Raw genomic sequence first — 24141 nt, 5'->3', positions numbered from 1 at the left:
TCAATACATGGGTGGAGACATGGGTGGCTAGAGTCATAAATCGTCTAACGGCACGCCAAGTAGCGACCGCTAAACCGGGACATCATGCCGACGGCGGCGGGCTGTATCTCCAGGTAACTGACAGCCTGGCCAAGTCATGGGTCTTCCGCTATGAACGATTGGGTAGACGGCGGGAAATGGGGCTGGGATCGGTCCAAGTCGTCACCCTCCAGGAAGCGCGCCAGAAAGCCATGGAGCAAAGGCGCCTGCTCGCTCGTGGAGAGGACCCTCTCGCATTGCGCGTGTCTTCGCGTGCTAGTGGTTTGCGCACTTGGGGCGAATGCGTCGATGAATACATCGCCAAATGCCAGCCCGAATGGAAGAACGATGCTCAGGCGCATCAGTGGGAGCAATCGCTGCGGGATTACGGCCCAGACCGAAAATTGCCGGTCACAGCGATCGACACTCCAACAGTAGTCGCTTGCCTGAACAAAATTTGGACTACAAAAACCGAAACGGCGACGCGCGTGCGAAATCGAATCGAGCGCGTTTGGGATTGGGCGAAGTATTCAAATCTAGTCGCGGGTGAGAATCCGGCCAGATGGAAGGGCCACCTAATCCATGTGTTTCCCAAAGCCTCGAAGGTGAAGAAGGTTAAGCATCACGCCGCGATGCCTTACGCGGAAGTCCCCGCACTTATGCGCCAGTTGCGCAAATCCGACATCAAGACCTGCAACGCGCTGCGCTTCACCATCCTGACAGCCGCTCGTACCGAGGAAACCGTCGGAGCGCGCTGGGAAGAATTCAATTTCGCCAAAGCCCGGTGGGTGATACCCGCGGAGCGCATGAAAGGTGGAGAGGCTCATGTCGTCCCCTTGTGTACAGAAGCACTCGCTATCCTGAACTCCCTTCCCAGAGATCGTCCGCCGTTCTCACTCTCCGAAAACACGATGCTCTTCTATCTGCAGAAGCCCAAAAATCTAGGCTTGCCGTACACGGTGCACGGGTTCCGATCGACCTTTCGCGATTGGGCCGCGGAGGAAACGGACGTCGAGAACCATATCGTCGAAATGGCGCTCGCTCACAAGATCAAGGACAAGACTGAAGCGGCCTATCGACGTGGACAGCTAATCGCCAAGCGCCGAGAGCTGATGCAGGCTTGGGAGGCCTACCTCTCTACCGGTTGATCAGCTCGAACCTTGTTACTACCCTGGTTACCGGAAATTACCGCAGCACGGTAACGTCAAAAATTATTATAAATCAATGTCTTAAGCAGAGTTTTCGATACAGGTTACCGATGTTACCGTTTTCCGATGACCTGCCAAATTGGCTGCGCGCGGACTTGCGACTGTGAATGAGCGATACACACTCGGTCCTGGATGACGCCACTGCGTGGATGAGAAGAATAGGAAGCCGCTAGACACCTCCTGAACTCCAGGGGTGTTCCGTTCTCCTCACCCCGCAACCACACAGGCGGCCATGCTCGACACGTCCTCTTCCGATCACTCACAGTCCAATCGCACCAGCGCGCCCCATCACAGCACCTCGCCTCGTCATCTAATGTCTCAACCGCAGGAACGCTTTCTCCGGCTGCCGGAGGTCATGCGTATCGCGGGCATCTCCCGCACGCAGATCCATCGGCTAGTGGTCGCTGGTTCGTTCCCGAAGCCAATCCCGCTCGGTGTGCGCACGTCCGCATGGATCGCGAGCGAGGTCGATGCGTGGGTGCAAGCACGAATCTCGGCTGCACGGGGGCGTCGAGCATGAGCCGGGTACGGTCGATGGCCTGCCCTCACTGCTCAGGTCCAGCTGCAGCGCGATCAAGCCGTGAGCTTTCGCGCCTTTATCGTGAAGCCTCGTTCCAATGTAAAATCTGTCTTGCGGATTCACCTGGGTTGCGGGCATCGAAGCACTTCGAGAACTCAGCCCAAGCGCGGACCCTCACCCGGACATCGACCTTCCCTCTCGTCGCGCATACGGAACGCAGCCGGACTTTGCACCAAGCGCGGGTTAACGACTTCGCTGAAGAGTGCTGACACGAAAAAAGCCGAGCCTCTTGAGAGCTCGGCTTTTTTCATTCTAAGAGAACGCATGTAGCGTAGAGCAAAAGATTAAAAGTTTGATCTACTATGCTTATCTTTCAGGCGCTTACGCCCGATAATTTTACCGGCGATGCGTTGAACGAGAGCAATTTGCAAGGGAACTGGCCGCTAATTTTACCGGTACTTTTGGTCAGTCTGCCGCGCAGTCCGCGGGCGCCCACAACACCGGCCCGTCAATCTTCGCCCCCGCATCTAGAGCGCTTGTGGAGCGCGATGCACTGACAGAATCGAAGGCTTCGCTACTTCATTACCGCAAGAAAAAAAGCCCCTGCTGTCTCCAGCAGGGGCTTTCTACTTTCATTATCAAAAACTTATCGCTATACGACAGAGATAACCAATTGCTTCCCCATCGCGCTCAACGCCTGAGCGATGGTATCTATTTTTGTTGCGTGATGAAGATCGACAATTCGATTAATAACCTGCGGGCTGGTCTGCATCCTTCTAGCCAATTGGGCTGGGGTCACGCTGTTTTCCAGCATCTGATTCAACAGCAAGACCTTAGCAGACACGCTCGCCGACAAGGCCACCAGGACCTCATCTTTCTTAGGTTTAGACGGTATGGGAACCGTCCTTCGATCTTCAAAATAAAAATCCATTGCCGTGGCCAGTGCATCGCTGGCCATTTCTAGCGCCTCATTTTGGGTGCTACCAGACGTTAGCGCCTCCGGGATATCCCGAAAGGTCACCAAAAACCCTGCACCGTCTGGTTCAATGCGGGCGGGATACTTCAACATTACTGGCCTGATTTCCGTTTGTGTGGGTTGTCTGTTGGGGTGGGTTGTATTGCTTCGCTTCTGGGGTGATTGTGGTCACTACTTACTTGGGATGATCAACTACTGAGTTACCGCAGGCGCTTACCTGCGCGGTATTGCGGGATATCGCCGCCCCAATTTGGGGCGGCCTATTCAATTCCGACAGCGTCCTTAGACACCTAATTGCTTCTTAATGGCCTTGACTAGACCCTCGCCCAGCTCCTTTGTTTTGTGCCGGGGGAGTGTGGATTGCTTTCCGTTCAGGTAAACCTTGGTATGCCGCTTCCCGTCCTTAAACACCGCGCCTTGGTCCTGCAGCCAACGCCGAAACTCACTCGTTTTCATAGCTCTCCTATTTGGGTGAGCCGTGACTATAAGCATTTTTGTTTACAAAGTCAACCCCCAACGGGACCGACCTTCCCGGGGCAGACCCAAGCGCAGCAACGCTTGCAAGCTCATTGAGCCGGGCATCAGGCCCCGCTCATGCGCCATAAGGGCGAGCGGCCCTGCAAGTCGAGGTAGCCCCCGCCCTCGCCCTACGCAGCTCAATCACGACGCTACGCCGCACGCAGCGACAAGGGTTCCCCATTTCATCGGGCTCACATTCCTCATCGACCAGGGCACTGCCGGCGACGCCCGTGCGCGGAATCGGCGCCCCCCAACCCGGCCCAGGCGATCCCCGACCAAGCGGTTAGAGCAATATCTAAAAGGGCAGCTTGACTCGAACGAAGTGCTTCTCAACTAGGCTCAATCGACTGTTATCCCAGTCCAGAAGCAGTGGGATAGCTTCCGATGTCACCAACTCCGATTCCTCTGGCGATGATCTCGTGAGGCGGGCAGAAATCACCCCTGCTCCCGTGACAGATACTTTCGAGGGCTCTTTCTGGGCCGCGCGGTAATCGAGGATCGCCGCTTCAATGAGTTTTCGACAACGGTCAACTTCCTCGTTCACCAGTTTCCGAAGTGCGAGGTGTATGCCGCTGAGCTCGCGCATATAGCCGCGAAGTGTCGTGTTGAGAAAAATCTTATCGGGAAGATCGGTCAGCTTTTGCTGATCTACCCTTGTGTCCTTGGAGAGCATCTCCTTTGTTGTGTAGAACCAAGTGCAATCCCTATCTTCGTTAGCCGGGCCAGGCCCATAGCCAGTGATGGGCATTGCAAAGTGCTGGCTGGAGTTTCTTAGTTGCTCAGCCGCACGATAGTGGATCGACCTATCGCTAGCTTCTTTGGTCTGCTTTTTCACTTGCTCCATAAACCAACGCTTCTCACCAATGTCTTTGAAGTCGGACAACGCGTGGTCGACGTAGGCCTTGGCACTCGTGAAGAAATTAATGGCATGACGGTTCCCCTCCATAAGCACTAGATCACTTCCCTCGTAGCTGAAATTCAAGGTCGCCATATCCCGAAGGAACGAGACGGCCGCATACTCCTCGAACGCAAGGAAGTTCCCTAGCAGCAGTGCATAACGGCGCTCGAAGTCGCCCGCATCAACTAAGCAACGCCTGGCACGAGCCAGGTTGTCATGGCGTTCCGCGTCAATCGTTACAGGATTGTGCGGGTCTAAGTAAGCGACCTTGAGCTGATAGATGTCCATTCATTCCCCTCTCTGGAAGAGGAATGATTAACCGTCCAGCTTGTCAAGCCAAGCTTGGCAATCGTGTAGGCTCGGGTTGGGCCAGGATCATTCCCAAACCCGGCGCGGCCCCGTACGCGGTCGAGGTAGCACCCGCCATCATCTCCGCGCAGTTCCAACAGAGCGCGACGCCGCACGCAGCGGCCAGGGTCGCCCCAGTCGTCGGGCTCCCATTCCTTATCGACCAGGGCGGTGCCGGCGACGCCATGCGCAGGATCGGCGCCAAGAGGGCCGCGCGACGCGATCACGACCTGGTATCGAACAAGACAGGAAGACATGGCGCCATCGTAGCCGCCAGCGTCTTACAGCCTGAGATTGTGCGGACTTTGGCCGGAGCTATTGGGGCCTAGAACATTTGGGGGGCCATCGGAAATCGGTAACATCGGTAACGTGGACTAAGAACCGCCACTTTCCATAGCAGTTACAATGACTTACAGCGATGGGCGGCGGTAACCATTAAGGTAACTAGAAGGTAATTAATTACCTTTATATATAGGTAATGTCTTGGCCTTAGCCCCCCCCTTTAAAATCAATTACTTACGCATTAGTTACCGGCCGGGTTACCGAAAATTACCGCTCTGCGGTAACCTGAAAACTCTTTTTTAAATCAGATGCTTATGGGCGAAAAACGCGCCTTTCCGATGAGGTTACCGTTTTCCGATGCCCCCTCCCCTCGCCTGGGAAAGCGCCACGAATTCCGCTCATTTCATCGACCGATCGAGCGTGCGAAACCAGCACCCCCCGCAGCCCTAAAAAACCGCCTTGCGTGCGTCTATTCGCGTCGAAAAAGTGCTCCCGTTGATCGCAGCTATCGCCATTACGGGCGGGGCTCCCGGCCGGCTCTACGATTTGAGTCGAAAGGCGCACAAGTAGCGGGAAGGCGTGGCGGGGTCTCGACCGCGCGCCAGCGTCCTAAATCGACGCTCCTCACTATCGGGCGCCGGCCGCCGCCCCTCGCATCGCCCCTAGTCAAGGGTTACGCGGAGAAGTAACGTCGCAGTCACTGAGGCAATGGACCCTCAGAGTTCAATGGACCGCCGCTCATGGCCCGCAATGGAGATGCCACCGCCCCTGACGTTGATTGAACCTGTTTGAAGAGACGGGGGCATTGCTGTGCGCCACGGAGGCCGCAGCCAGCCCCCATTCGGGCGCCTGATCGCCCATCAAGGAGACTGGAATGTCGAGAAGAAAAGGATGTTCATCCGCTGGCCTGCACCGACAGGTCCACATGGCGACGCTGGCCGTCGCGGTTGGCCTGGCGTTGTCCACAAACGCCATGGCCCAGGAAAGCGGCAACAAATGGAAGATCAGCGATCCCGCGCAACCCACCGAATACGGCACGCAGCAAGAGGCCGTCGCCGGCATGAGCACCCTCCCGGCACCGTTCCCCGGCATCTGGGAGACGGCCAACAAGATCAAGGATCGCCAGGTCGACGCCAACGGCAACATCACCTTGACCTACTGGATGGGCAAAGAGCAGCCCAATGATCCGGACTGGTCCTACTACCCCAATGCGAACCTGGGCAGCCCGACCGTCACAGAGCAGGACGCTTACGACCTGATCCTTGCGGAAATCGAAGCGGTCAATCCGGTGTGCCCGGGGGCGACGCTGACGCAGACGGTGGATTGGGAGCCTTTGATTCCTGGCTATGAGGGTCGCTTTGAGCAAAAGAAATTCCTTGGCACGTATATGCGTGGCGACAACACGCCCGACTTCCCTTGTGTCACCGAGGAATACGGTGAACAAGTGATTGTTCGCAAGCGCCGCACGGAATGCCCCAATCAGTTCGCCGAATGGAAGGATGAATACGCCGCGTGTGTGAACACCGACTTCGTCGCCAAGATCACCGGCAAGGGCGAAGAATGCGATGCGCAAGCTGGAACGGGTAGCGGGAAAACCAGTGGTCTGGTCGGCAATCCGTGCAACGTCAAAACCGGTGAGAAATTCGAGACCGAGTCCGACATTGAGTTGGGTTGGATCAGTCTCGCGCGTTACTACCATTCGGGTGTTGCCAACGAAACTGGTGGTTTCGGCCCCGGCTGGACCCACTCCCACGGCATCAAACTTGCGATCACAGGCGCATCCATTGCTCTTATCGATGGCAGCGGTTATCAGCTGCGCTTCCGCCAAGACGGTTCCAACTACTGGGCCACCGATAACAGTGGCGAGCGCTTGGTGGCCAATAGCAGCCAGTGGGTGCTTTATCGCGCGTCCAGCGTGATGACCTTCGACGGCGATGGCTTATTGCTCTCCCAGCAGGGCGAAGACGGCACCAGCCTGACTTACGCTTACAACAGCATCGGCCGGTTGGACAGCATCACCCATTCCACTGGGCGGGCGTTGACTTTCCATTACAACGGTGAGGCAGCGGACGACACGATCGCGTCGGTGTCTTCGGCTGGCATTACCCTGGCTAGCTACGGCTACGCTGCCCCAGGCCAGGTGTCATCGGTCACGTATCCCGACAGTGGCACGCGGATGTATCACTACGAAGACACGCGTTTTCCGCTGCATCTGACCGGAATCACGGCAGAAGACAACGTGCGGTTCAGCACCTTCGCTTACGACGCCAAAGGCCGGGTCACGTCCAGCCAGCACGCCGGCGGTGCAGATGGTGTGACCCTGGCGTACACCACGCAGGGCGGGGCGGTGGTCACCGATGCACTCGGCCATCAAACCAATTACGGACTGACCGCAGCACCGGTGGGTGATGGCGTGCCGCGTAAGGTGGGCGACATTGCCGACAGCCGCGGCACGCTCAAACAGTCCTACTACGACGAAACGACCGATTTCCGCCGCCGCCTGAGTTTGGTGGAGGACCGACGCGGCATCAAAACCGAGCACACATATGCGGAAGCAGCCGACGCGGTGACCGGGCAGCCAGCTCGCACGCACAGCATCAAAGAGGCACAGGGCTTGGCGCAAGAGCGCACCACGCAAGAGCGCCACGACATCGCGAGCAACCGTTTAATCTTTACCAAGCTAGGGAATCGCGAGACCCGCATCACACGCAATGCGCGCCTGCAACCCCTCACCGTTTCTGTCAAAGACACCGCGACCAGCGAAACCCGCACCACCACTTACGCTTACTGCGAGGCGGCGGATGTGTCCGCACCAAGCAGCACGTGCCCGACACTGGGCTTGGTCAAGAGCATTGACGGCCCGCGATCGGACGTCAGTGATGTGGTGACGTTCAGCTACTACGGATCGGATGATCCGGTGTGCGTAACCACGCCTGCCGCGTGTTCACATCGCAAGGGAGATTTGTGGAAGGTCACCGATGCGCTGGGCCGATCGGTCGAAACGTTGGGTTATGACGCATTGGGCCGCCCACTCTCGCGCCTTGACATAAACGGTGTGGCAACGGACGCCAGCTATCACATTCGCGGATGGCAGTTGTCCAGCAAAGTCCGGGGGCCCAACAACGCCAGCGAAACGGACGATCAAGTCAACGCCTTTGAGTACTGGCCCACCGGTCTGGTGAAAAAAGTGACGCTGCCGGATGGATCGTTTACGAGTTATGTCTACGATGCGGCCCAGCGGTTGACCGATGTTTCCGACAGCACGGGTGCCTCAATCCATTACACCCTGGACAACGCGGGCAACCGCCTTGTGGAAGACAGCAAAACCTCGGGTGGCACGGTCAAGCGCACCTTATCTCGCGTCTACAACACGCTGGGCCAACTGGAAGCAGACAAGGACGCGGCATTGCACGCCACCAGCTATGGCTACGATGCAGACGACAACGTCAGCAGTGTGACTGATCCCTTGCTGCGCCAGACCACGCGCCAGCATGATCCGTTGAACCGTCTGAGCGCCACCTTGCAGGATGTGGGTGGAATCGAAGCCGCCACCGCTTTGGCTTACAACGAGTTCGATCAAGTCACCAAGGTGACCGATCCCAAGTTGCTGGAAACGGTTTACACCTACAATGCTTTCGGCGAGCGCACACAGCTGACCAGCCCGGACACCGGCATCACCGCCTACACCTTTGATGCGGCCAGCAATGTCAAAACGGCCACCGATGCGCGTGGAGTCACCCGGCAATACAACTACGACGCTTTGAACCGTCTGACTGCTGTCACTTACCCGGACACCAGCCTCAATGTGGCGTTCACCTATGACACCGCGCCCGGTGCGTGTCCCGCTGGTGAGCAATTCGCCTTAGGCCGTCGCGCAACGATGACCGATGGCAGCGGGAGCACTGCGTATTGCTACGACCGGTTTGGTCACTTGGTGCGCAAGGTCCAGACCACCAATGGCGTGGGCTTGACGGTCAAATACGCCTACAACCTCGCAGGCCAGCTCACGGCGTTGACCTACCCGGACGGCTCGGTGGCGGACTACACCCGCGATGCGCAGGGCCGGGTGGCCACCATGGGCGTGACCCCGCCTGGTGGCGCCAGGGAGTTGTTGCTCACCGTCACCGGCTACAACCCGTTCGGGCCGGAACAGGGGTGGACCTATGGCAATGGGCGGACCTTGACCCGGACCTATGACCTGAACTACGCGGTGCAATCGCTCCGCGATACGGCATCAGGTGGCCTTGACCTGGGCTTTGCCAGGGATGAACTGCTGCAAATCACCGCGATCCACAACGCAACCTTTTCAACACCAGCGCGGGTCAAATTCGGCTACGACGCGCTCAGCCGCCTCACCCAGTTCCGCGACGGACCAAGCAACACGGTGTTGGAGAGCTACGACTACGACAAGACCGGCAACCGCGAGGCTTTCACCAACTCCGGCGGCTTGCAGGACTATGTCTATGCGTCCACCAACCACAAGCTCAGCTCAGTTGCCGGCATTGCCCGTGGTTACGACGCAGCAGGCAACACCACATCGATTGGAGGCACCGCAAAGGAGCTTGTCTACGGCAACCACGACCGGATGACGCAAGCGAAGCAGTTGGGGGTGCCAGTGATGAACTACGCCTACAACGGCGCGGGAGAGCGGGTCAGGCGCTACGCCGGCTCGTCCGACACTTATACGGTGTATGACGAGTCAGGGCACTGGCTGGGGGACTACGGCACGGATGGCGCGGCGATCCAGCAAGCGATTTGGTTGGGCGACCAGCCAGTAGGATTACAGGTCGGCCCCACCACCGCGATTGCGCGATTGCATTACATCCAACCGGACCATTTGGGCACGCCGCGCTCCGTAATCGATCCCGTCCGAAACGTGGCCGTGTGGACCTGGGATCTGGCCGGGGAAGCATTCGGCAACAGTGTGCCCAATCAGGACCCCGACCTCGATGCCGTTCCGTTCGTGTTGAATATGAGATTCCCCGGCCAACTTTTCGATCCAGTCACAGGTCTGAGCTACAACTACTATCGTGACTATGAAGCGGCGACGGGTCGCTATGTTCAAAGCGACCCGATCGGGCTAGGCGGCGGAACCAGCACTTACGGTTACGCCGATGGCAATAGTCTTACTGGCAAAGATTCTTTGGGCCTTCAAACCGCTTCCGCCGCCGCAGCCACGGCCACATCCACTTGGAACCTTCTGCGTCCGCCATCTGGCCCCATGTCTCCGGTGGGCAACCAATCACAAGACACATATGGTCCTGCGCCGACGAGCGCCAGTTGCCGAACTCCACAATTGAGCCCCCGTGTTCATTCGTTTTTAGCGGAACTGGTCGGAGGGCCACTGTTTGCCTGGGCGGTGTCCAGGCGATATTCTGCGGAGTGCCAGAAGGCAGATGACGATTGCAGCGATGAGTGCGAGCCCAATCTCGGTATATCAAGAACGAGTCAAGGGATTCCATTCCGCGTTTGCTGGATGCAGTGCATGGCCGACAAAGGCTGCTATGACGGAGATGGAAATGTCGACAGAAAACGCTGAGTTGTTTTTGGCCGCTCTCAATAGAGCTTGCGGAGAGGTTGACGAAGCTGCAAAGCTCAGCAAGACGATCTTTGCAGATGAAGAGGAAATCAGGGAAGTGCGTCGCGAGCTAGGAAGACTGATGACGCAAATCGACTCGCGAATCATCCCTGTTCTTCGTAAGCATTACCCAGATATTCCTGGGTACTTGCCTCTTCCGGAGTGAATCTCGCAAATCGAAAAGGGGCGAGCCCCGCCCTTTTTCGCTTGCCGCCTCACAATACGAAGCGAAGTTCGAGCAACTTTTCAACGGCAGCTCTTAAATTTTTTATTACAGAACTGCGCTGATGAATTCCCAGAGAAAGCAGGAAGCTCAGGAATATGATTACGGATAAACGCGTCGCGCAGGAAGTCAGCGAAAAGTTGCTTAAAGCAAGTTTCCTGATGAATCAATCTATGCTGCTTGTGCAGGAGAAATGCTCCGAAGGTGAACTACATGTTTTGCGAGAAGGGTTGAGCAAGGCAATGGCGGAGCTCCTGTTAGAGGTGTTAAATCCACTCTACCAAGAGCACCCCGATCTGGCGCCCGAGGGGCTCAGAGTTCCTCCGAAGGCGTCTTTTCAACAACGTCCCAACAACACCTGACCACCAAAGGGCGCCCTTTTTTATGCCAACGAAAGATCATAAGGAAGAAACTTCACTACTTCATCGCCGATCCATTCATTGATTCGTCGGAATCGTGTTTGCAATGGCAGCAGTTCATTTCGCGCGAAGACCCGAGCTGCTTTCTCCACGTCACCAAAGCCGCCCGTGTTGTTCGGCACGATTCCCAGCAACTGTGGCGGCACGCGATGTGCGGCGAGCACGTCATCGCGCGTCGCGCCCTTTATGTCTAGAAATTCATCCTTCGCCGCGACTTCGCTAATCGGGATGACCTGCACACCGTCCTTTTTTCCGTTCGGCGAGTACAGGAACAGGTTTCGGAAGTTTCCGACACCTTTTGCATCCCGCAGCGCATTTCGCATCGCATCGATGTCGGCCTGATCCTGCGCCGCGTCGTTGACGTACATGATGAATCCGGCATGGCTGCCGTTGAGGTAATATTTACGCCTGAACAGCGTCGCCGATTCGTTCAACAGCGCCGATTGCAGCGCGCTCACGTACTGCGGAACGCCGTAAATCTCTTGATTGATATCCGGTTCCATGACGTGAAAACGCTGTCGGCCGCGAATTCATGCTCATCTTCCCAGCCGCGCACGAAGAAGTATCGGCCATCGTCAACGCCCCGCCGAACGAATTTTGCCAATGCATGTTTGAGCGCAAGGGGCTTGCGGCTCCGGGCGTCCCGCCGCTCTAGGTAGCCATTGCCGAGAGCAATTGTGTCAAGCGCTAGCTTTTCGAACTGATCGCTACTAAGCAAACGATGCGGGACGAAGGTGGACACTAAGATGTTGCACTTCGTATACATGGCGGACGCGTGGTGCGGGCTCGACCGAAACGCCCGCGCGAGTCCGTCCAGCGACACCGGGGGTTCGTACCACTTGCCGGCGCGCACGCATTCTAGATGCTCCAGCAAACCGCGCTTGTCCAGCACGGGCACCGGCTCGCCGAAGCTGAAGGCTTGCGCCTTGGCCTTCGTAGTGATTTCCGTTTCCGCAGGCGCAACAGCAGTCATTAAATAATCTCCACAATGGAACGATGGCGGGCGGTCATGCCCTCTAAGGGTTCGTTGTCCAGCGCGTGCATCACGGCCCACGCCAAATCGGCGTGACCTATGTCGTCGCTGCGGCTGGCTTCGTAGGTGGCCTGCCGGCCGGTCGCGGTCAGGGTCTTGCGGATCGACATGAACGCCTGCGCGATATCCGTCCACGCCGCATCGAACTCCAAACGTCCGCTGGAAATCACGTCTTTGGCTTTCAACACCATCCGGGGTTTGGTCTCCACCGAATACGTGATGTTGCGAACGGTGGGGAAGAAGTCGCGCACCAGCGGGAACACGCCTGCACCGACGCCGGTTGCGTCCACGCCGATATAAGTCACGTTGTATTGCTGCGTAATCTTGCGGATGCGTTCGGCCTGGGTCTTGAAATCCATGCCGCGCCACTGGTGTTTTTCCAACAGCCGGAACTTACCGCCCGGCACAAGTGGCGGCGCGACCACGACGAGCCCGGCGCTGTCGCCGGTCAACGCCGGGTCGTAGCCGACCCATACCTCACGATGACCGAGCGGGCGCGGCGCAAACGGCTTGAAGTCGTCCCATACGCTCCACGAATCGACAAAACAGCGTTGCATCTCCGCGAGCGGAAACACCGAAAGCGTGTCGTCCACGAACTCGCACATAAGCAAGTTCGCCCATTCGGCCGGGCTATACTCCAAGCGCAGTTGATCGAGATCGAACAGGTTGCAGCCTTGGCGTAGCGCGTCCTCAATCGTGACGATCTGCCGCCACTGACCATCCGCACACATGCGACCGTCGCGCAGCGCTTCGTGCGATACGTCAACCTTCACCCGGTCCTCTTTCCTGCGCCCCTTATTGAAGTGGGCGCCCGTCCAGAACGCATAGGCTTGATGCGTGACGCTAGACGGCGTAGAGAAATACGTTTGTCGCCAGTGTTTGTGCAGCGCCATACCGGCCGCGACCTTTCGCAATTCTTCGAACTGATGCGTCCAAAAGTATTCGTCAAAGTACAAGTTGCCGTGATAGCTCTGCGCCGTCCGCACGTTGGTGCCGAGGAAATACAGCGTCGCACCGTTCGGCAGAATGATGGGGTCGCCGGTCAGGTCTACATCGACGGTCTGCGCGAACTGCGCAATGTACTGTTTGAACACGTGCGCCTGCGCCTTTCTGGCCGACAGGAAGATTTGATTCCGCCCGGTCTCAAATGCATCGACCAACGCCTCACGCGCGAAATAAAACGTCGCGCCGATCTGGCGCGACTTGAGGATGTTTCGGATGCGCTCGCCGAATGCGTTCTTGCGCCAGTACCGTTGATAGCCGAATAGCTGATCGTCAAACGACGAAATCAGCTTGGCTTGCTGTTCCTCGCTGAACGCGTTACGCACCGGCTTACGCTTCGGCTTTGCGTTTCGGTTCGCGATGTTCGGATTCAAGTCACCTTCATGCCCGCCCGGCTCGCTGTAACGGCGCACCCGCGCCGCGCGCTCGATCTGGCGGCATAGGAGGTCTATTTCTTTGTAGTCAGCGCCGGTCTTCGGGTCTTTGTGGACGAGCTGCACCAACACCGACGACAAGGACCGCGAGACCGCCGACCCGACCGGCATCGATGCTACCGGCTACGAATGCACCCAGACTAACAGCGACACCCACATCAAGTATTCCAAGCTGGACGCGTGGGCGAAGTTCAAGGACTTCCAAGCCCGTGTGCGCAATAGCCTGCTCCAACGGCAGGCCCTGGATCGCATCATCATCGGCTTCAACGGTACGAGTCGCGCCGCGAACTCGGATCGCGTGAAAAACCCGCTCTTGCAGGACGTGAACAAGGGTTGGTTGCAGAAGTACCGCGAGAACGCTTCCGCCCGCGTCTTGAACAAGGGCAAGGCAGGCGGCCCGATCCTGGTCGGCGGCGAGAATGCCGATTACGGCAACCTGGACGCACTGGTATTCGATGCGGTCAACAACCTGACTGCGCCGTGGTGGCAGGAAGACGCCGGGCTGGTGGCGATCTGCGGCCGTCGCCTGCTGGCCGACAAGCTGTTTCCGCTGCTCAACCAGAACGTGCCGACCGAGAAGCTGGCCGCCGACATGATCGTGAGTCAGAAGCGCATCGGCGATCACGGCGCGGTGCGCGTGCCGTACTTCCCTGCGAACTCGATCTTTATCACCCGCTTGGACAATCTGTCGATCTACTGGCAGGAAGGTTCGCGCCGCCGAACCATCACCGACAACGCAAAGCGCGACCGCATCGAGAATTACGAATCGTCTAACGACGCGTATGTGGTCGAGGACTATGCGGCCGGTTGCCTGATCGAAAACATTCAGATTGCACCGGTCAAGTAAGCGATGACGCTCGCACGCCATCACTTCGAACGCGTGTCGGCCGCCGAGGCTTCGGCGGCGGCCGATCCCGGCGAGCCAATCAACGCCAACGCTTACGAACTCATGTTGATGAAGCTCGCCGAGGATCGGCGCCGCCTAAAGCTGGTGCAGTCGATCGAACGCAAGATTGAAGTCAAACGCAAGCTGCTGCCCGAGTATGCGCCGTGGGTCGATGGCGTGCTGAGTAGCGGGCGCGGCGGTCAAGATGCGGTGTTGATGTTCGTCATGGTTTGGCACATCGATGCCGGCAACTACGCCGACGCGTTGCGTATCGCCGACTATGCGTTGCGCTTCGATCTGGCGATGCCCGACGCGTACCAACGCACGCCCGCGACCCTGATCGCCGAGCAAATCGCCGGAGCGGCGTTCATCGCGCAGGACACCGGCGAACCGTTCTCGCTCGGCGTGCTGTCGCACACCGAGGAATTGACCCGCGCCAAGGACATGCCCGACGAAGTGCGCGCCAAGCTGCATAAGGCGCTGGGTATTGGCTACATGGCGAAGGCCGGCGAGGCGCCGTTTTCCGGCGCCCCGCGTGGCTGGGCCGAAATCGCCCGCGACCATCTGCGCCGCGCCTTGCAGTTGCACGACCGCGCAGGCGTCAAGAAGGAAATCGAACGTCTCGACCGCGCTTTGAACAAGCCCGCTCCCGCTTTGCGCCAAGCCGAGAGCGGCGGGCCGGAAACCGCACCCGCGTAATCCGCCCGCCGTCTCGGCCCTTCCCTGGCTCTACCGAGTCGCCCACCCGCGCGCACGGCGGCGGGGCGAGCGTGCGGGCCTCTCTCCCCAATCGCTCGCCCCCCACCGCCGTTTTACCTGGACCCCGCATGAGCGCTTTTATCGCTGTCGCCCCGGACACCACCGCACCCGAGCGCGACACCTTGATCAACGAGGATTGGTTCCCCGATCTGTCGCTTTCGAACCTGCGCTAGATCGGCCGCATAGACGGCACCGTGACCGGCGAACGCTTGCGCGAACTGGCGCTCTACGCCGCCATGTCGATCAATGCGCGCCTGCGCGAGTTTCGCGCAGGCAATGAAGGCGCCGGCTATCGCTCGCTTGCTGCGGTGCCAGCGAGGCGCATCAACGGCGAATCGCGGCTGTTGGTGCTGTATCGCCGCGCCGTCGCATGCCTGCTTAAAGCCGACGTGATGGAGCGCTACCCGGATTTCGACAGCACCGGCAGCGGCGAGCGTCGCACCGAGGACGCGCACGACCACGCCGGCACATGGCGCCGCAATGCATCCTGGGCCGTGAGCGATATCACGGGCGCGACGCGTTCGGTCGTGGAACTCATCTGATGCGCGTCTACGCCGCGCAGGGCGAAACCCTGGATGCGCTGTGTTGGCGCGTCCTGGGGCGCACGGCGGGCGTTATAGAGGCCGCGCTCATCGCGAACCCGGGGCTTGCCGACCTGGGGCCAATCCTGCCGCACGGCACGGCCGTGGATCTGTTGCCACCCGTCGCCACCGCGCCGGCCCACCAAACCCTCATCCAACTTTGGGACTGATCGACCGCATGACGCCACCGACCGAACCCCTGTTGTCCATTCCCGCACTGACCGGCACGGCCGCCGCGTCTTCATCGCTGGGCGTCATCGCCTGGACTTCGCCACTCGCCCACGTCGGCGTGCCGGCTGCGGTGCTGTGCATGGCGTTTACCGGCGTCGCCTGCGGCTTGCTCGCCAGCCGTCCCGGAGGCACCCGTAAGCGGCTGTACGGCCTGGCACTCGCCTATGCCGCCGTATCGGCGTGCATTGCCATTGTTGTGCCGACATTCCCCGGCCTGGACTTCCTGCAATCCGTCGCGCCGGCGCTCGCGCTGCTGATCGCGTTTTTTTCGCAATCCCTGATCCCGGTCATTGGCGAGGCATTGGCCGAACGGTTGAAACGCGTCATCGGAGGCAAGCCGGAATGATCCTTTTCGATTGGCTGTGCGCCCTGGTCGCTCTGTTGACCGCCCTGGCGATGCTCAAGGACACCCCGACCGGCGCCGATCTGCGCGACGAACTGCGAATGATCGTCGCCCAAAACCTCGCCGCCTACGGCGCGGGCGGTTGGCGCTCGATCGATCGCGCCGACATTGGTGCGGTCCTGCGTTTCGCCCTGCGACTGTTCGCCCTGGTCGCGGTCGTGTCCTGCGCGGGCGCCGCGGTCATGTGGCCGCCGTGGCTGGCGATTGCCTTTCCGTCTGAGCGCGTACTGCGCTGCGCCCTGTGCATTTTCCTGGCGCTGCAAGCGCCGTGCCCATGGTGGCGCTACATCGCCCACGGACACCCCCGCGCGTCCCGTCTGTCGATTCGGAGTCCCCGCCGTCATGTTTACTGAAACCCAATTGGCCGCCGCCGTTCAATGCCCGCCCGCCCGCGCCGTGCGCTGGTTGTCGCCGCTGCTGCGCGCCATGCACCGCCAAGGCATCACCACGCCGCGCCGGGCCGCGCACTTCCTGGCCCAACTCGGGCATGAAAGCGCCGGCCTGTCGCGCCTGGAAGAAAACCTCAATTACTCGGCTTCGCGTCTGCTGGAAGTCTTCGAAGACCATTTCAACCCAGCCACGGCCGCGCAGTACGCCGGCCAGCCCGAACGCATCGGCAATCGCGTGTATGCGTCGAGCAATGGCAACGGCAACGAGTCCAGCGGCGACGGCTATCGTTTCCGAGGCCGTAGCCCGGTGCATCTGACCGGCCGCGCAAATTACCGCTGGATCGGCGAATTGCTGGGCCTGCCGTTGGAAGCGCAACCCGACCTTGCAACCGGCGTGGAAGTCGGCGCCGACATTGCGGCGGCCTACTGGCGCGGACGTGGCCTCAACACCCTGGCCGACGAAAACGACACGCTCGGCGTGAGCCGCAAACTCAACCTGGGCCGCACCGACACGCGCCGTCTGCCGAACGGCTGGGTAGACCGCGCGGCGCGCACCAAACGCGCCCTGGCGGCGTTCGGGCTGGCCGCATGACCCGTGCGCTTGCGCTGCTGCTGGTGCTAGTCGCCCTGGTCGGCGGTTTCGTCCTGATCGAGAACGGACGCCGCCACGCGGCCGAGGAACGCGCCAGCCGCGCCGAGGACGCCCGCCGCGAGGCCGAGGCCACCCGCGATCTGGCGTTGGCTTCTGAGCGCGTTGTGGTGCGTTACGTGGACCGCGTGCAGGTCGTGCGCGCCAACGCCCAAATCATCACCAAGGAAATCCCCATCTATGTCACTCCGACTGCCGACGCTGCTTGCACTGTGCCTGTTGGGTTTGTGCGCCTGCATGACGCCGCCGCAGCGAACCAACCCACCGGCACAAGCCCCGGAAATCTTGATGCGCCCGCCGCTGGCGTTGCGCTCTCTGACGTTGCCGGCGCCGTCGCCGACAACTACGCCACCTGTCACGCCAACGCCGAACAAGTGATCGGCTTGCAAGACTACGTGCGCGAACTGCTGCGCCTTCGCAATCCATGAACAAGCCGGCCAGTTTGCGCGCTCATCTCGCCAAGGCGATTCCCGAACTGCAACGCAACCCCGAAAGCCTGCTGGTGTTCGTGGAAGAAGGAAGCCTGATTAGCACCGCGCAAACGAGCGAGTCATTCGAACTGCGTTATCGGCTGTCGCTGGTTCTGGTGGATTTCGTCGGCGACGCCAACCGGCTATTTTTGTCGGTGCTGCGCTGGGTCGCGCTGCATCAAAACGAACTGCTCGCCAATCCCGACCGGCGCAGCGATATCGCGTTTGAAGTGGACGTGATCGACCACGAACGCGCGGACGTGGAAATTCGGCTACCGCTGACCGAGCGCATCGGCGTTGAAACGCTACCGAATGGCGAGGACCGCATTACGCCCTGGCCCGAGCCGAGGTTCGACGCCGAGTCGTGGACGAACTTCGGCATGGTGCCATGAACGATCTTGAGCAATTGGAAACGTGGGCGGCGCCGCTGATTGCGGCGCTCGCCCCGTCTGCGCGCCGCAGACTGCTACAAGCGCTGGCGATCGATCTGCGGCGGTCGCAACAGAAGCGCATCGCGCAACAACGCAACCCGGACGGCAGCGCCTACGCGCCGCGCAAGCCGCAGCGCGAGGATCGCGCCGGCCGCATCCGTCGCGGCGTCATGTTCCGTCGCATCCGACAGGCCCGCCATCTGCGCGCGACCAGCGACGCGAACGGTCTGCGCGTCGGCTACGCCGGCCGGGTCGCGCGGATCGCCCGTGTCCACCAAGACGGCGGCATAGACAGCGCGAAGCGCGGCGGCGCCCTGGTCCGGTACGCCCGGCGCCAGTTGCTGGGATTCAGCGACGCCGGCCGCGAGCGGGTGCGGGAGCTGTTGGTGGCGCATCTGACAGGCGGCGCGATTTAGCGACGCCCCGCACAGTTCAGCCGAAAAAGCGTGACCCCGGCCGCCGACGCCCCGTAAACCAGGCGGTATTCTCGCTGGGTGAGACAGGGGCATAAACATGGATCGTTTCGGGCGTCGGTCAATTCAAATTGTGGCGTTGCTGCTGGCGTCGTTCTTTACCGCCTGGGCGGCGCCTTCAAGCGTGTTCACATTGGCGGAGTACCGGGCGGATGCGAAAGACCAGTCCCCCGCATTCGTGCGCTCTGCTAGCGCACGCGACCTGTTCAAAACGATACCCGGACATTCGGTCCTGCCGCGCGACCAGCGGTCGCGCTGGTGGCGGCTCACAGCGACGCAGGATATTAGCGACGCCGAATCGCCGCAGTTCGTTATGTCCCAGCCCTTCGCAAAAGAACTAGAAGTGTGGCGCCCTGGCGATGCTTCGCCCGTTCGTAGATCGCTGTACGGCGCCGACAGCGATCTGAGTCATTCCGCCGTCGCGCATGTTGTTCCGCTCCCCGATGGCCTGCGGGCGGGCCAATCGATCTATGTCCGCGTGTTCTCTAACGCGAACTTCGCATCCGAATTCTCAATCCTTCCGCTCCGCGCGGTGTACGAACAAGACAACGCATACAACCGCGTCCGCACTTTCGTATTGACCGCGCTGGCAGCGGTGGCGTTGCTTGCGATTGGCTTTGCCGTTGCACTTCGGCAACGTGGCTATGCCTATCTCGCCGCAACATTGGTCGCGCAGATAATCAGCCTCGCAATCGAGGGCGGCGATTTCCGGGGAAATGCCTGGCTGGCGGCCTTCGCGATGGATCGCCGCACCAACATCCTATTGAACACCGCCGCGGTTCTCGCGAGCGTGCGATTCCTGATGTTCTTCCTGAACTTGCCGATGACCCAGCCACGGGCCGCGCGTATCCTCAATCTCTGTAGCGCCGCCCTCGGCGTTGTGCTTGCGATATCCACGTTTCAGGTTTGGCGCGAATCGGCCATCGCCGGCAATCTCGTTTTGCTGACGATCATCGCCACGATTATTCCCGCCTGCCTTTACGCCATGCGCCACCGGCAACACGAGGCATTCATTCTGTTGGCCGCGTGGACGCCTCTAATGCTGGTGCTGGTGATCAAAATCGGCAGCCTGCAACATTGGTGGCAGACCTACGAATGGCTGCAATACGGCTACCCCGCAGCACTGGCCTTCGGTGGGCTTAGCCTGCTGTTGGGATTGACCTACAAAATCCGACTGCTGAATCACGCTTGGGACTCAGCGCGCCAACGCGCGGACTACGACGGATTGACGGGCGTACTTGCTCGACCGGCGTTAGAAGAAGCGCTAGAACTGGCAGGCGCACAGGCCCGAGCGGGTGGAAATCCGCTCTCCATCGCGTTCGTCGACGTTGATCGATTCAAAACGATCAACGACACCTACGGTCATGCGATAGGCGATGACGTCCTTCGCATCATCGCAAGACGGGTACGCAATCGTCTGCGCACCGCCGATATTCTCGGCCGATACGGCGGCGATGAAATGGTATTGATTTTCCCCAATACGCCACTTGCGGACGCCGTGAGGCTTTCGGAATACTTGCGTCGGTCGGTCGCCGACAGTCCACTTTCCATTGACGGAAAAATAGTCGAAGCGAACCTAAGCGTGGGCGTAGCGCAGCTACGCAATCACGAACCTGTATCCGAGCTACTGAAGCGGGCTGACAACGCGCTCTATGAGAGCAAGCGGGACGGCCGAGGCCGGGTTACTGGGCATGGAGAGCACGCCGAAGCCATGCCCTAAGCGTGTGTAGTGCGCTGTACATCGCATACACATCGGCGATTCTCAAGCAGTCTCAATCAACACAACGGAGAATCGCACCATGAAAACGACCCGCCACGTTCTGTTCGCCCTCGCCATGCTCGCAGCTCTGTCTTTGACGGCCTGCACGCTGCCGACTGATCCGACCTTCGCCAACCGCGCACCCGACACCCACACGGCGCCCGCTACCGCGACGGTTGCGGCGGAGCAAGCCGAGTCCTGACAGAAACGCACCGCGCCCGCCCACAATGGGCGGGCGCTGGTCGTTCAAAGGTAAACCGTCGGCGGGGTCTTTAGCGCCGCAAGCGCATTGCGTATGAGCGTGAATCGATACTGCTTAATCGCTGGGATTTGAATCCGCAACTCGTTTACGTAGTCCGTCAAGCTGCTGTGCTGGCTATCGAGATTGTTCTTGATGATCGTGTTCAGAGACGGCGCAGTAGTCGGCAGCACGCGCGACGGGTTAGCGGTGATCGTTTCAAGCACTGCCGATAGCGTCGAACCGGGTTTCAACTTCATCGCCAAGAACGTCAGATTGATCGCATGGAACAACTCGCGATTCAACGGCGCCCATGCCGCTGTTGATCCGCCAGGACCCGTACCACCACCCCCAGAGGCACTAGATTGTCCGGTGATCGGATCGAAGTGCGGCAAGTCCGTAATCGTCGTATCCGTGGAAGTCGAAAAGGCCATAAGCGTCCGTCCGCAATGTTCCCCCGCGTACAGGAACGTTTGCGCTCCCGTCGCCCGATTGGTGGCTTCGAACATATAGAAATCCGTCCCAACCGACTGAGGGCAACCACAACAAGGGTACTTTCTCCCATCGAGCAAGACCGTGTGCTGTACGGTCTTCAATTTGTAATCGCGCAACAGTTCCTGCTTGCGAGGATCGTTTCGACTTCCTGTTGACTGCGTGGCCATCTGGCTCCCTTTGAGTTGACGCGTGGTGTTGCCCCTACTAAACCCGACGCATGTCGTCTATGCAAGAAACGAAAATCCGGACGCCCCCGGAATCAGGTATTTCATCGAACAAAACAATAGTTTCGCGACCTCAAAACCCCACTTTCGGGGACGCAAAATCGACGTTTCGCTGCCGCGAAATGGGTGTTTCACAATTCGTTCATCCTCGCCGCCGGTAGCCCCAGCGTGGCAGCTTCGTCAGTTCATCCAACACCATGCGCAACCCTTCGTCGCTTTTAGTTGCGAGGTCGTCGGGTTTCTTTCCGTCAATACGGATATCGATCCGCCACGCCTCGCGATTCTTGCCGGCCGCTATGTCGAGCGCACGAAGGTACGTCCGATAGCGTGAGTTATGGACATGGCGCAAATGCCATTGCATGAATTCGTTGACTGATATGCGCCCCTCACCCTTTGCAGAGTATTCGGGATTTCCCGGCATGTACTCGCTCAAATCTAGCGCGGACCCCGCAGCGGTCAACAAATAAGCCGTATCCAGTGCAAGCGCACCGCGTTGCTCGGGCGTTCGCTGAACGCCGCGCTCGCTCAGCTCACGCGCGCGCGCGCGTCATGCACCGCTCGGCAAGCTTGATCAAATCGTGGTCGAGGTAGGAATTTCTCGGCGCGTTGCGCATGGTGGCACCCTCAAGACTCGACGCCCGCAGTCTACGTCCGCTCGTCGCACCCGATGAGACGGTAAATCCCGCATACACACAGCCCATTCGTAGGCCCATCGGCGCGCACGCGCGAGTCTGACCCGAGTTCATACCGGGTCCGCTATGTCCACCTTTACCGCCGTCGATCTGTCGCGACTGCCGCCGCCTGCTCTGGTCGAGCCGCTGGACTTCGAAACCATCCTGGCGAAGCGCATCGCGAAATTCCGCGAACTGTTCCCGGAGTTCGACGCGCTCACCGAGTCCGATCCGTCGATGATCCATTTGCAGGAAAGCGCCTATCGCGAATTGGTGTTCCGCCAGCGCGTCAACGATGCCGCAAAAGGCGGAATGTTGGCCTATGCCGTGGGGAGCGATCTGGATCATATCGGCGCACGCGACAACATCACGCGTTACATGCTCGATCCCGGTGGCCAACGCGATCACCGCCTGCGTGAGCGAAGACTCATCGCTGCGTGGCTGCGAAACATAGCGAACCGACGAGCGGGTGACGTGCAATGCCCGACAAATCCGTCGCTGTGCGTAGCCCAGATGCGCGTGCACATGGGCCACCGCTTGACGACGACGCATCGGGCTTAGAAGTTTCCCTTGCTGACCTCGCGCAGAATCTGATTATCGATCACCGCGTCCGACAAGGCTCGGCGTAGCCGCGCATTCTCCGTCTCCAGATCCTTCAGACGCTTGGCCTGGTCTACCTTCAAACCTCCGTATTCCTTGCGCCAACGGAAGTAGGTCTGCTCGGTCACACCCAACTGACCGACTGATCTCCGCGATCGTGCGGCCTTGCGCCGACAGAACTTTGGCCTCTCGCAGCTTGTGGATGACCTCTTCGGAACTAAAGCGCTTCTTGGGCATGGTCCAAATCTCCTTGGTCATAGTTTATGAACAATCGATCTGGATCAGTTTTTTCAGGTCAGGTCATCACCTACGATGGACTTGACAATCCCGACCGCACCACCGACGCCTTGGGCCGCGTAACCGACCAGGATTACGACCCGCTGCAGCGCTTGGTGCGCTCCATGCAAGATGCCAACGGCCTGAAAGCGCAGACCGATGTGAAGTACAACGCACGGGATCAAATTACCCAGGTCACCGATCCCAATCGATTGAATACGTTCTACCGCTACAACGGCTTCGGCGAGCAGATCCAGTTGGAGAGCCCGGACACCGGCATCACCGACTACGGCTATGACGCTGCTGGCTTGCTGGCGACCAAGAAGGACGCTAACGACGCGACAGCGCATCGTTACACCTATGACGCTTTAAACCGCCCGAAGGCGATCTTCTACACCGCCAGCGGTCCGGCCGATGTCGAGTACGACTACGACACCGTTAACAGCCTCTGTGCGAGCGGCGAAACGTTCGCTCTGGGCCGCGTCACCGCAATGCGTACCGATGGCACTGAGCTGAAATATTGCTACAACCGTTTCGGCCAGGTGGCACGTAAAGTTCAGACGGTCGGCGCGCGAAGCCTGATGTTGCAGTACGCCTACACCTTAGGCGGCCAACTGCGAGCTATGACCTATCCCGATGGCGCTGTGGGCGATTACATCCGCGATCCCCAGGGCCGAATCCAAGAGATCGGCGTCCAACCGGCTAGTGGCGTTCGCACGGTGCTGCTCAGTAACGCCACGTACGAACCGTTTGGTCCGGTCATCAGGACGACACCGTGAGCCGAACACGGCGGCTCCCAGGATCAGCCGCTACGAGCGAGGCCTGTCCGAGCCCAATCTCGAAGTCGTCCGTCAACTGGCCAAAGCGCTCGATCTGCCTGAGGCTTACTTTTTTGCGACCTCGGATGTGCTTGCTAAGGCCATCCTGGTGATCGCCTCGCTCCCCGTTAAAGGGCAAGCCAAGAAAAGTTTCGCCCCCGCCCGCCTGCCCAGTACATTGCGGCTGCTGCATGTGAGTGATCCTACCTAAACTGTGCATCGGATAACATGCCCAGTATGGGGCGACCGGGGTCAATTGTAGCCCGCAGGAATAGGCGGACGAACCCTTGCGCCGCGCTTCGAGCTCGGGGCCCCCCTCGCGCTGCTAGT

Annotated in this window: 28 protein-coding genes and 1 pseudogene; 21 read left to right on the top strand and 8 right to left on the bottom strand. The window is 59.6% G+C overall.

Features of this window, described 5'->3' with window-relative positions:
• The first annotated feature begins 23 nt into the window (after nucleotides 1-23).
• The 3 genes from KME82_RS10565 (at nucleotide 24) to KME82_RS27100 (ending at nucleotide 2015) form a co-directional block, all read left to right on the top strand.
• Nucleotides 24-1166 (top strand): tyrosine-type recombinase/integrase, encoded by a 1143-nt coding sequence (locus KME82_RS10565; RefSeq protein ID WP_215498462.1) that lies wholly within the window; start codon nucleotides 24-26, stop codon nucleotides 1164-1166.
• Between the two features lie 292 nt (nucleotides 1167-1458).
• Nucleotides 1459-1746, top strand: coding sequence for a helix-turn-helix transcriptional regulator (locus KME82_RS27105; protein WP_215498461.1), 288 nt, complete (start codon nucleotides 1459-1461; stop codon nucleotides 1744-1746).
• Nucleotides 1677-2015 carry an ogr/Delta-like zinc finger family protein gene (locus tag KME82_RS27100; protein ID WP_430538812.1) on the top strand — a complete coding sequence of 113 codons (339 nt, stop codon included), beginning with the start codon at nucleotides 1677-1679 and terminating at the stop codon, nucleotides 2013-2015. Before KME82_RS27105 ends, KME82_RS27100 begins: the two co-directional genes overlap by 70 nt.
• Nucleotides 2016-2398: 383 nt before the next feature.
• On the opposite strand, the gene KME82_RS10550 is transcribed toward KME82_RS27100, so the two are convergent.
• From KME82_RS10550 to KME82_RS10540, 3 genes are all read right to left on the bottom strand, one after another.
• Nucleotides 2399-2815, bottom strand: coding sequence for a type II toxin-antitoxin system HicB family antitoxin (locus KME82_RS10550; RefSeq protein ID WP_215498459.1), 417 nt, complete (start codon nucleotides 2813-2815; stop codon nucleotides 2399-2401).
• Between the two features lie 189 nt (nucleotides 2816-3004).
• Nucleotides 3005-3178 (bottom strand): type II toxin-antitoxin system HicA family toxin, encoded by a 174-nt coding sequence (locus tag KME82_RS27095; protein WP_215498458.1) that lies wholly within the window; start codon nucleotides 3176-3178, stop codon nucleotides 3005-3007.
• A gap of 358 nt (nucleotides 3179-3536) precedes the next feature.
• Complete coding sequence (locus KME82_RS10540; RefSeq protein ID WP_215498457.1) at nucleotides 3537-4427, bottom strand: hypothetical protein; 891 nt, start codon at nucleotides 4425-4427, stop codon at nucleotides 3537-3539.
• Nucleotides 4428-5694: 1267 nt separating this feature from the next.
• Here KME82_RS10540 and KME82_RS10535 point away from each other — a divergent pair.
• The 3 genes from KME82_RS10535 (at nucleotide 5695) to KME82_RS10525 (ending at nucleotide 10932) form a co-directional block, all read left to right on the top strand.
• Nucleotides 5695-10308: an RHS repeat-associated core domain-containing protein gene (locus KME82_RS10535; RefSeq protein ID WP_215498456.1), complete on the top strand. Its 4614-nt coding sequence runs from the start codon at nucleotides 5695-5697 to the stop codon at nucleotides 10306-10308.
• The gene (locus tag KME82_RS10530; RefSeq protein WP_215498455.1) at nucleotides 10289-10513 is read left to right on the top strand and encodes a hypothetical protein; all 225 of its coding nucleotides are present in this window, start codon (nucleotides 10289-10291) and stop codon (nucleotides 10511-10513) included. Before KME82_RS10535 ends, KME82_RS10530 begins: the two co-directional genes overlap by 20 nt.
• A gap of 155 nt (nucleotides 10514-10668) precedes the next feature.
• Nucleotides 10669-10932, top strand: a complete 264-nt coding sequence (locus KME82_RS10525) for a hypothetical protein (protein WP_215498454.1) — start codon at nucleotides 10669-10671, stop codon at nucleotides 10930-10932.
• A gap of 20 nt (nucleotides 10933-10952) precedes the next feature.
• Here KME82_RS10525 and KME82_RS10520 read toward each other — a convergent pair.
• Nucleotides 10953-11962: pseudogene (locus tag KME82_RS10520) on the bottom strand (phage portal protein).
• A complete protein-coding gene (locus KME82_RS10515) occupies nucleotides 11962-13530 on the bottom strand; it encodes a terminase large subunit domain-containing protein (RefSeq protein ID WP_430538838.1) in 1569 nt (522 codons plus the stop codon). The pseudogene KME82_RS10520 and the gene KME82_RS10515 overlap by 1 nt, the downstream one beginning before the upstream one ends.
• Here KME82_RS10515 and KME82_RS10510 point away from each other — a divergent pair.
• The 12 genes from KME82_RS10510 (at nucleotide 13508) to KME82_RS10455 (ending at nucleotide 20691) form a co-directional block, all read left to right on the top strand.
• Nucleotides 13508-14305, top strand: coding sequence for a phage major capsid protein, P2 family (locus KME82_RS10510; protein WP_215498452.1), 798 nt, complete (start codon nucleotides 13508-13510; stop codon nucleotides 14303-14305). The genes KME82_RS10515 and KME82_RS10510 overlap by 23 nt on opposite strands.
• 3 nt (nucleotides 14306-14308) lie before the next feature.
• Nucleotides 14309-15043 (top strand): phage terminase small subunit, encoded by a 735-nt coding sequence (gene gpM, locus KME82_RS10505; RefSeq protein WP_215498451.1) that lies wholly within the window; start codon nucleotides 14309-14311, stop codon nucleotides 15041-15043.
• 233 nt (nucleotides 15044-15276) lie between these two features.
• Nucleotides 15277-15645: a head completion/stabilization protein gene (locus KME82_RS10500; protein ID WP_345777991.1), complete on the top strand. Its 369-nt coding sequence runs from the start codon at nucleotides 15277-15279 to the stop codon at nucleotides 15643-15645.
• Nucleotides 15645-15854 (top strand): tail protein X, encoded by a 210-nt coding sequence (locus KME82_RS10495; protein ID WP_215498449.1) that lies wholly within the window; start codon nucleotides 15645-15647, stop codon nucleotides 15852-15854. The genes KME82_RS10500 and KME82_RS10495 overlap by 1 nt, the downstream gene beginning before the upstream one ends.
• Before the next feature lie 8 nt (nucleotides 15855-15862).
• Nucleotides 15863-16261: a hypothetical protein gene (locus KME82_RS10490; protein WP_148648959.1), complete on the top strand. Its 399-nt coding sequence runs from the start codon at nucleotides 15863-15865 to the stop codon at nucleotides 16259-16261.
• Between the two features lie 35 nt (nucleotides 16262-16296).
• Nucleotides 16297-16671 carry a hypothetical protein gene (locus tag KME82_RS10485; RefSeq protein ID WP_215498448.1) on the top strand — a complete coding sequence of 125 codons (375 nt, stop codon included), beginning with the start codon at nucleotides 16297-16299 and terminating at the stop codon, nucleotides 16669-16671.
• Complete coding sequence (locus tag KME82_RS10480) at nucleotides 16661-17299, top strand: glycoside hydrolase family 19 protein (protein WP_215498447.1); 639 nt, start codon at nucleotides 16661-16663, stop codon at nucleotides 17297-17299. Before KME82_RS10485 ends, KME82_RS10480 begins: the two co-directional genes overlap by 11 nt.
• Nucleotides 17296-17784, top strand: a complete 489-nt coding sequence (locus KME82_RS10475; RefSeq protein WP_215498446.1) for a hypothetical protein — start codon at nucleotides 17296-17298, stop codon at nucleotides 17782-17784. The genes KME82_RS10480 and KME82_RS10475 overlap by 4 nt, the downstream gene beginning before the upstream one ends.
• A complete protein-coding gene (locus KME82_RS10470) occupies nucleotides 17781-18218 on the top strand; it encodes a phage tail protein (RefSeq protein ID WP_215498445.1) in 438 nt (145 codons plus the stop codon). The genes KME82_RS10475 and KME82_RS10470 overlap by 4 nt, the downstream gene beginning before the upstream one ends.
• The gene (locus KME82_RS10465; protein WP_215498444.1) at nucleotides 18215-18673 is read left to right on the top strand and encodes a phage virion morphogenesis protein; all 459 of its coding nucleotides are present in this window, start codon (nucleotides 18215-18217) and stop codon (nucleotides 18671-18673) included. Before KME82_RS10470 ends, KME82_RS10465 begins: the two co-directional genes overlap by 4 nt.
• 97 nt (nucleotides 18674-18770) lie before the next feature.
• Entirely contained in the window at nucleotides 18771-20450 is a 1680-nt protein-coding gene (locus KME82_RS10460; protein ID WP_215498443.1) for a diguanylate cyclase, read from the top strand.
• Between the two features lie 79 nt (nucleotides 20451-20529).
• Nucleotides 20530-20691 carry a hypothetical protein gene (locus tag KME82_RS10455; protein WP_215498442.1) on the top strand — a complete coding sequence of 54 codons (162 nt, stop codon included), beginning with the start codon at nucleotides 20530-20532 and terminating at the stop codon, nucleotides 20689-20691.
• 44 nt (nucleotides 20692-20735) lie between these two features.
• Here KME82_RS10455 and KME82_RS10450 read toward each other — a convergent pair whose 3' ends face one another.
• The gene (locus KME82_RS10450; protein WP_215498441.1) at nucleotides 20736-21236 is read right to left on the bottom strand and encodes a hypothetical protein; all 501 of its coding nucleotides are present in this window, start codon (nucleotides 21234-21236) and stop codon (nucleotides 20736-20738) included.
• Nucleotides 21237-21588: 352 nt separating this feature from the next.
• Nucleotides 21589-21867 (bottom strand): hypothetical protein, encoded by a 279-nt coding sequence (locus KME82_RS10445; RefSeq protein ID WP_215498440.1) that lies wholly within the window; start codon nucleotides 21865-21867, stop codon nucleotides 21589-21591.
• Nucleotides 21868-22204: 337 nt separating this feature from the next.
• On the opposite strand from KME82_RS10445, the gene KME82_RS10440 reads away from it, so the two are divergent.
• Nucleotides 22205-22678: a hypothetical protein gene (locus KME82_RS10440; protein WP_215498439.1), complete on the top strand. Its 474-nt coding sequence runs from the start codon at nucleotides 22205-22207 to the stop codon at nucleotides 22676-22678.
• Here KME82_RS10440 and KME82_RS10435 read toward each other — a convergent pair.
• Nucleotides 22675-22845, bottom strand: a complete 171-nt coding sequence (locus tag KME82_RS10435) for a transposase (RefSeq protein ID WP_215498438.1) — start codon at nucleotides 22843-22845, stop codon at nucleotides 22675-22677. The two genes, KME82_RS10440 and KME82_RS10435, sit on opposite strands and share 4 nt — an antisense overlap.
• 135 nt (nucleotides 22846-22980) lie before the next feature.
• On the opposite strand from KME82_RS10435, the gene KME82_RS26570 reads away from it, so the two are divergent.
• Together KME82_RS26570 and KME82_RS10430 are read left to right on the top strand one after the other, a co-directional pair.
• Entirely contained in the window at nucleotides 22981-23772 is a 792-nt protein-coding gene (locus KME82_RS26570) for a hypothetical protein (RefSeq protein ID WP_252255689.1), read from the top strand.
• Nucleotides 23699-24022 (top strand): helix-turn-helix domain-containing protein, encoded by a 324-nt coding sequence (locus KME82_RS10430; RefSeq protein WP_252255688.1) that lies wholly within the window; start codon nucleotides 23699-23701, stop codon nucleotides 24020-24022. Before KME82_RS26570 ends, KME82_RS10430 begins: the two co-directional genes overlap by 74 nt.
• Nucleotides 24023-24141 lie beyond the last annotated feature (119 nt).

Origin of the sequence: Lysobacter capsici, from assembly GCF_018732085.1 — a bacterium.
Taxonomy (GTDB): Bacteria; Pseudomonadota; Gammaproteobacteria; order Xanthomonadales; family Xanthomonadaceae; genus Lysobacter; species Lysobacter capsici_A.
Note: the sequence above shows the minus strand (reverse complement) of the source record. Positions and strands in the feature narration are given on the sequence as shown.

Excerpts from the sequence above, each read along its gene's own strand:
- KME82_RS27105 (WP_215498461.1), top strand. The coding sequence starts at position 1,459 with ATGCTCGACACGTCCTCTTCCGATCACTCACAGTCCAATCGCACCAGC.
- KME82_RS27100 (WP_430538812.1), top strand. The coding sequence starts at position 1,677 with ATGGATCGCGAGCGAGGTCGATGCGTGGGTGCAAGCACGAATCTCGGC.
- KME82_RS10550 (WP_215498459.1), bottom strand. The coding sequence starts at position 2,815 with ATGTTGAAGTATCCCGCCCGCATTGAACCAGACGGTGCAGGGTTTTTG.
- KME82_RS27095 (WP_215498458.1), bottom strand. The coding sequence starts at position 3,178 with ATGAAAACGAGTGAGTTTCGGCGTTGGCTGCAGGACCAAGGCGCGGTG.
- KME82_RS10540 (WP_215498457.1), bottom strand. The coding sequence starts at position 4,427 with ATGGACATCTATCAGCTCAAGGTCGCTTACTTAGACCCGCACAATCCT.
- KME82_RS10535 (WP_215498456.1), top strand. The coding sequence starts at position 5,695 with ATGGCGACGCTGGCCGTCGCGGTTGGCCTGGCGTTGTCCACAAACGCC.
- KME82_RS10530 (WP_215498455.1), top strand. The coding sequence starts at position 10,289 with ATGTCGACAGAAAACGCTGAGTTGTTTTTGGCCGCTCTCAATAGAGCT.
- KME82_RS10525 (WP_215498454.1), top strand. The coding sequence starts at position 10,669 with ATGATTACGGATAAACGCGTCGCGCAGGAAGTCAGCGAAAAGTTGCTT.
- gpM (WP_215498451.1), top strand. The coding sequence starts at position 14,309 with ATGACGCTCGCACGCCATCACTTCGAACGCGTGTCGGCCGCCGAGGCT.
- KME82_RS10495 (WP_215498449.1), top strand. The coding sequence starts at position 15,645 with ATGCGCGTCTACGCCGCGCAGGGCGAAACCCTGGATGCGCTGTGTTGG.
- KME82_RS10490 (WP_148648959.1), top strand. The coding sequence starts at position 15,863 with ATGACGCCACCGACCGAACCCCTGTTGTCCATTCCCGCACTGACCGGC.
- KME82_RS10480 (WP_215498447.1), top strand. The coding sequence starts at position 16,661 with ATGTTTACTGAAACCCAATTGGCCGCCGCCGTTCAATGCCCGCCCGCC.
- KME82_RS10475 (WP_215498446.1), top strand. The coding sequence starts at position 17,296 with ATGACCCGTGCGCTTGCGCTGCTGCTGGTGCTAGTCGCCCTGGTCGGC.
- KME82_RS10470 (WP_215498445.1), top strand. The coding sequence starts at position 17,781 with ATGAACAAGCCGGCCAGTTTGCGCGCTCATCTCGCCAAGGCGATTCCC.
- KME82_RS10465 (WP_215498444.1), top strand. The coding sequence starts at position 18,215 with ATGAACGATCTTGAGCAATTGGAAACGTGGGCGGCGCCGCTGATTGCG.
- KME82_RS10460 (WP_215498443.1), top strand. The coding sequence starts at position 18,771 with ATGGATCGTTTCGGGCGTCGGTCAATTCAAATTGTGGCGTTGCTGCTG.
- KME82_RS10455 (WP_215498442.1), top strand. The coding sequence starts at position 20,530 with ATGAAAACGACCCGCCACGTTCTGTTCGCCCTCGCCATGCTCGCAGCT.
- KME82_RS10450 (WP_215498441.1), bottom strand. The coding sequence starts at position 21,236 with ATGTTCGAAGCCACCAATCGGGCGACGGGAGCGCAAACGTTCCTGTAC.
- KME82_RS10445 (WP_215498440.1), bottom strand. The coding sequence starts at position 21,867 with ATGCCGGGAAATCCCGAATACTCTGCAAAGGGTGAGGGGCGCATATCA.
- KME82_RS10440 (WP_215498439.1), top strand. The coding sequence starts at position 22,205 with ATGTCCACCTTTACCGCCGTCGATCTGTCGCGACTGCCGCCGCCTGCT.
- KME82_RS26570 (WP_252255689.1), top strand. The coding sequence starts at position 22,981 with ATGAACAATCGATCTGGATCAGTTTTTTCAGGTCAGGTCATCACCTAC.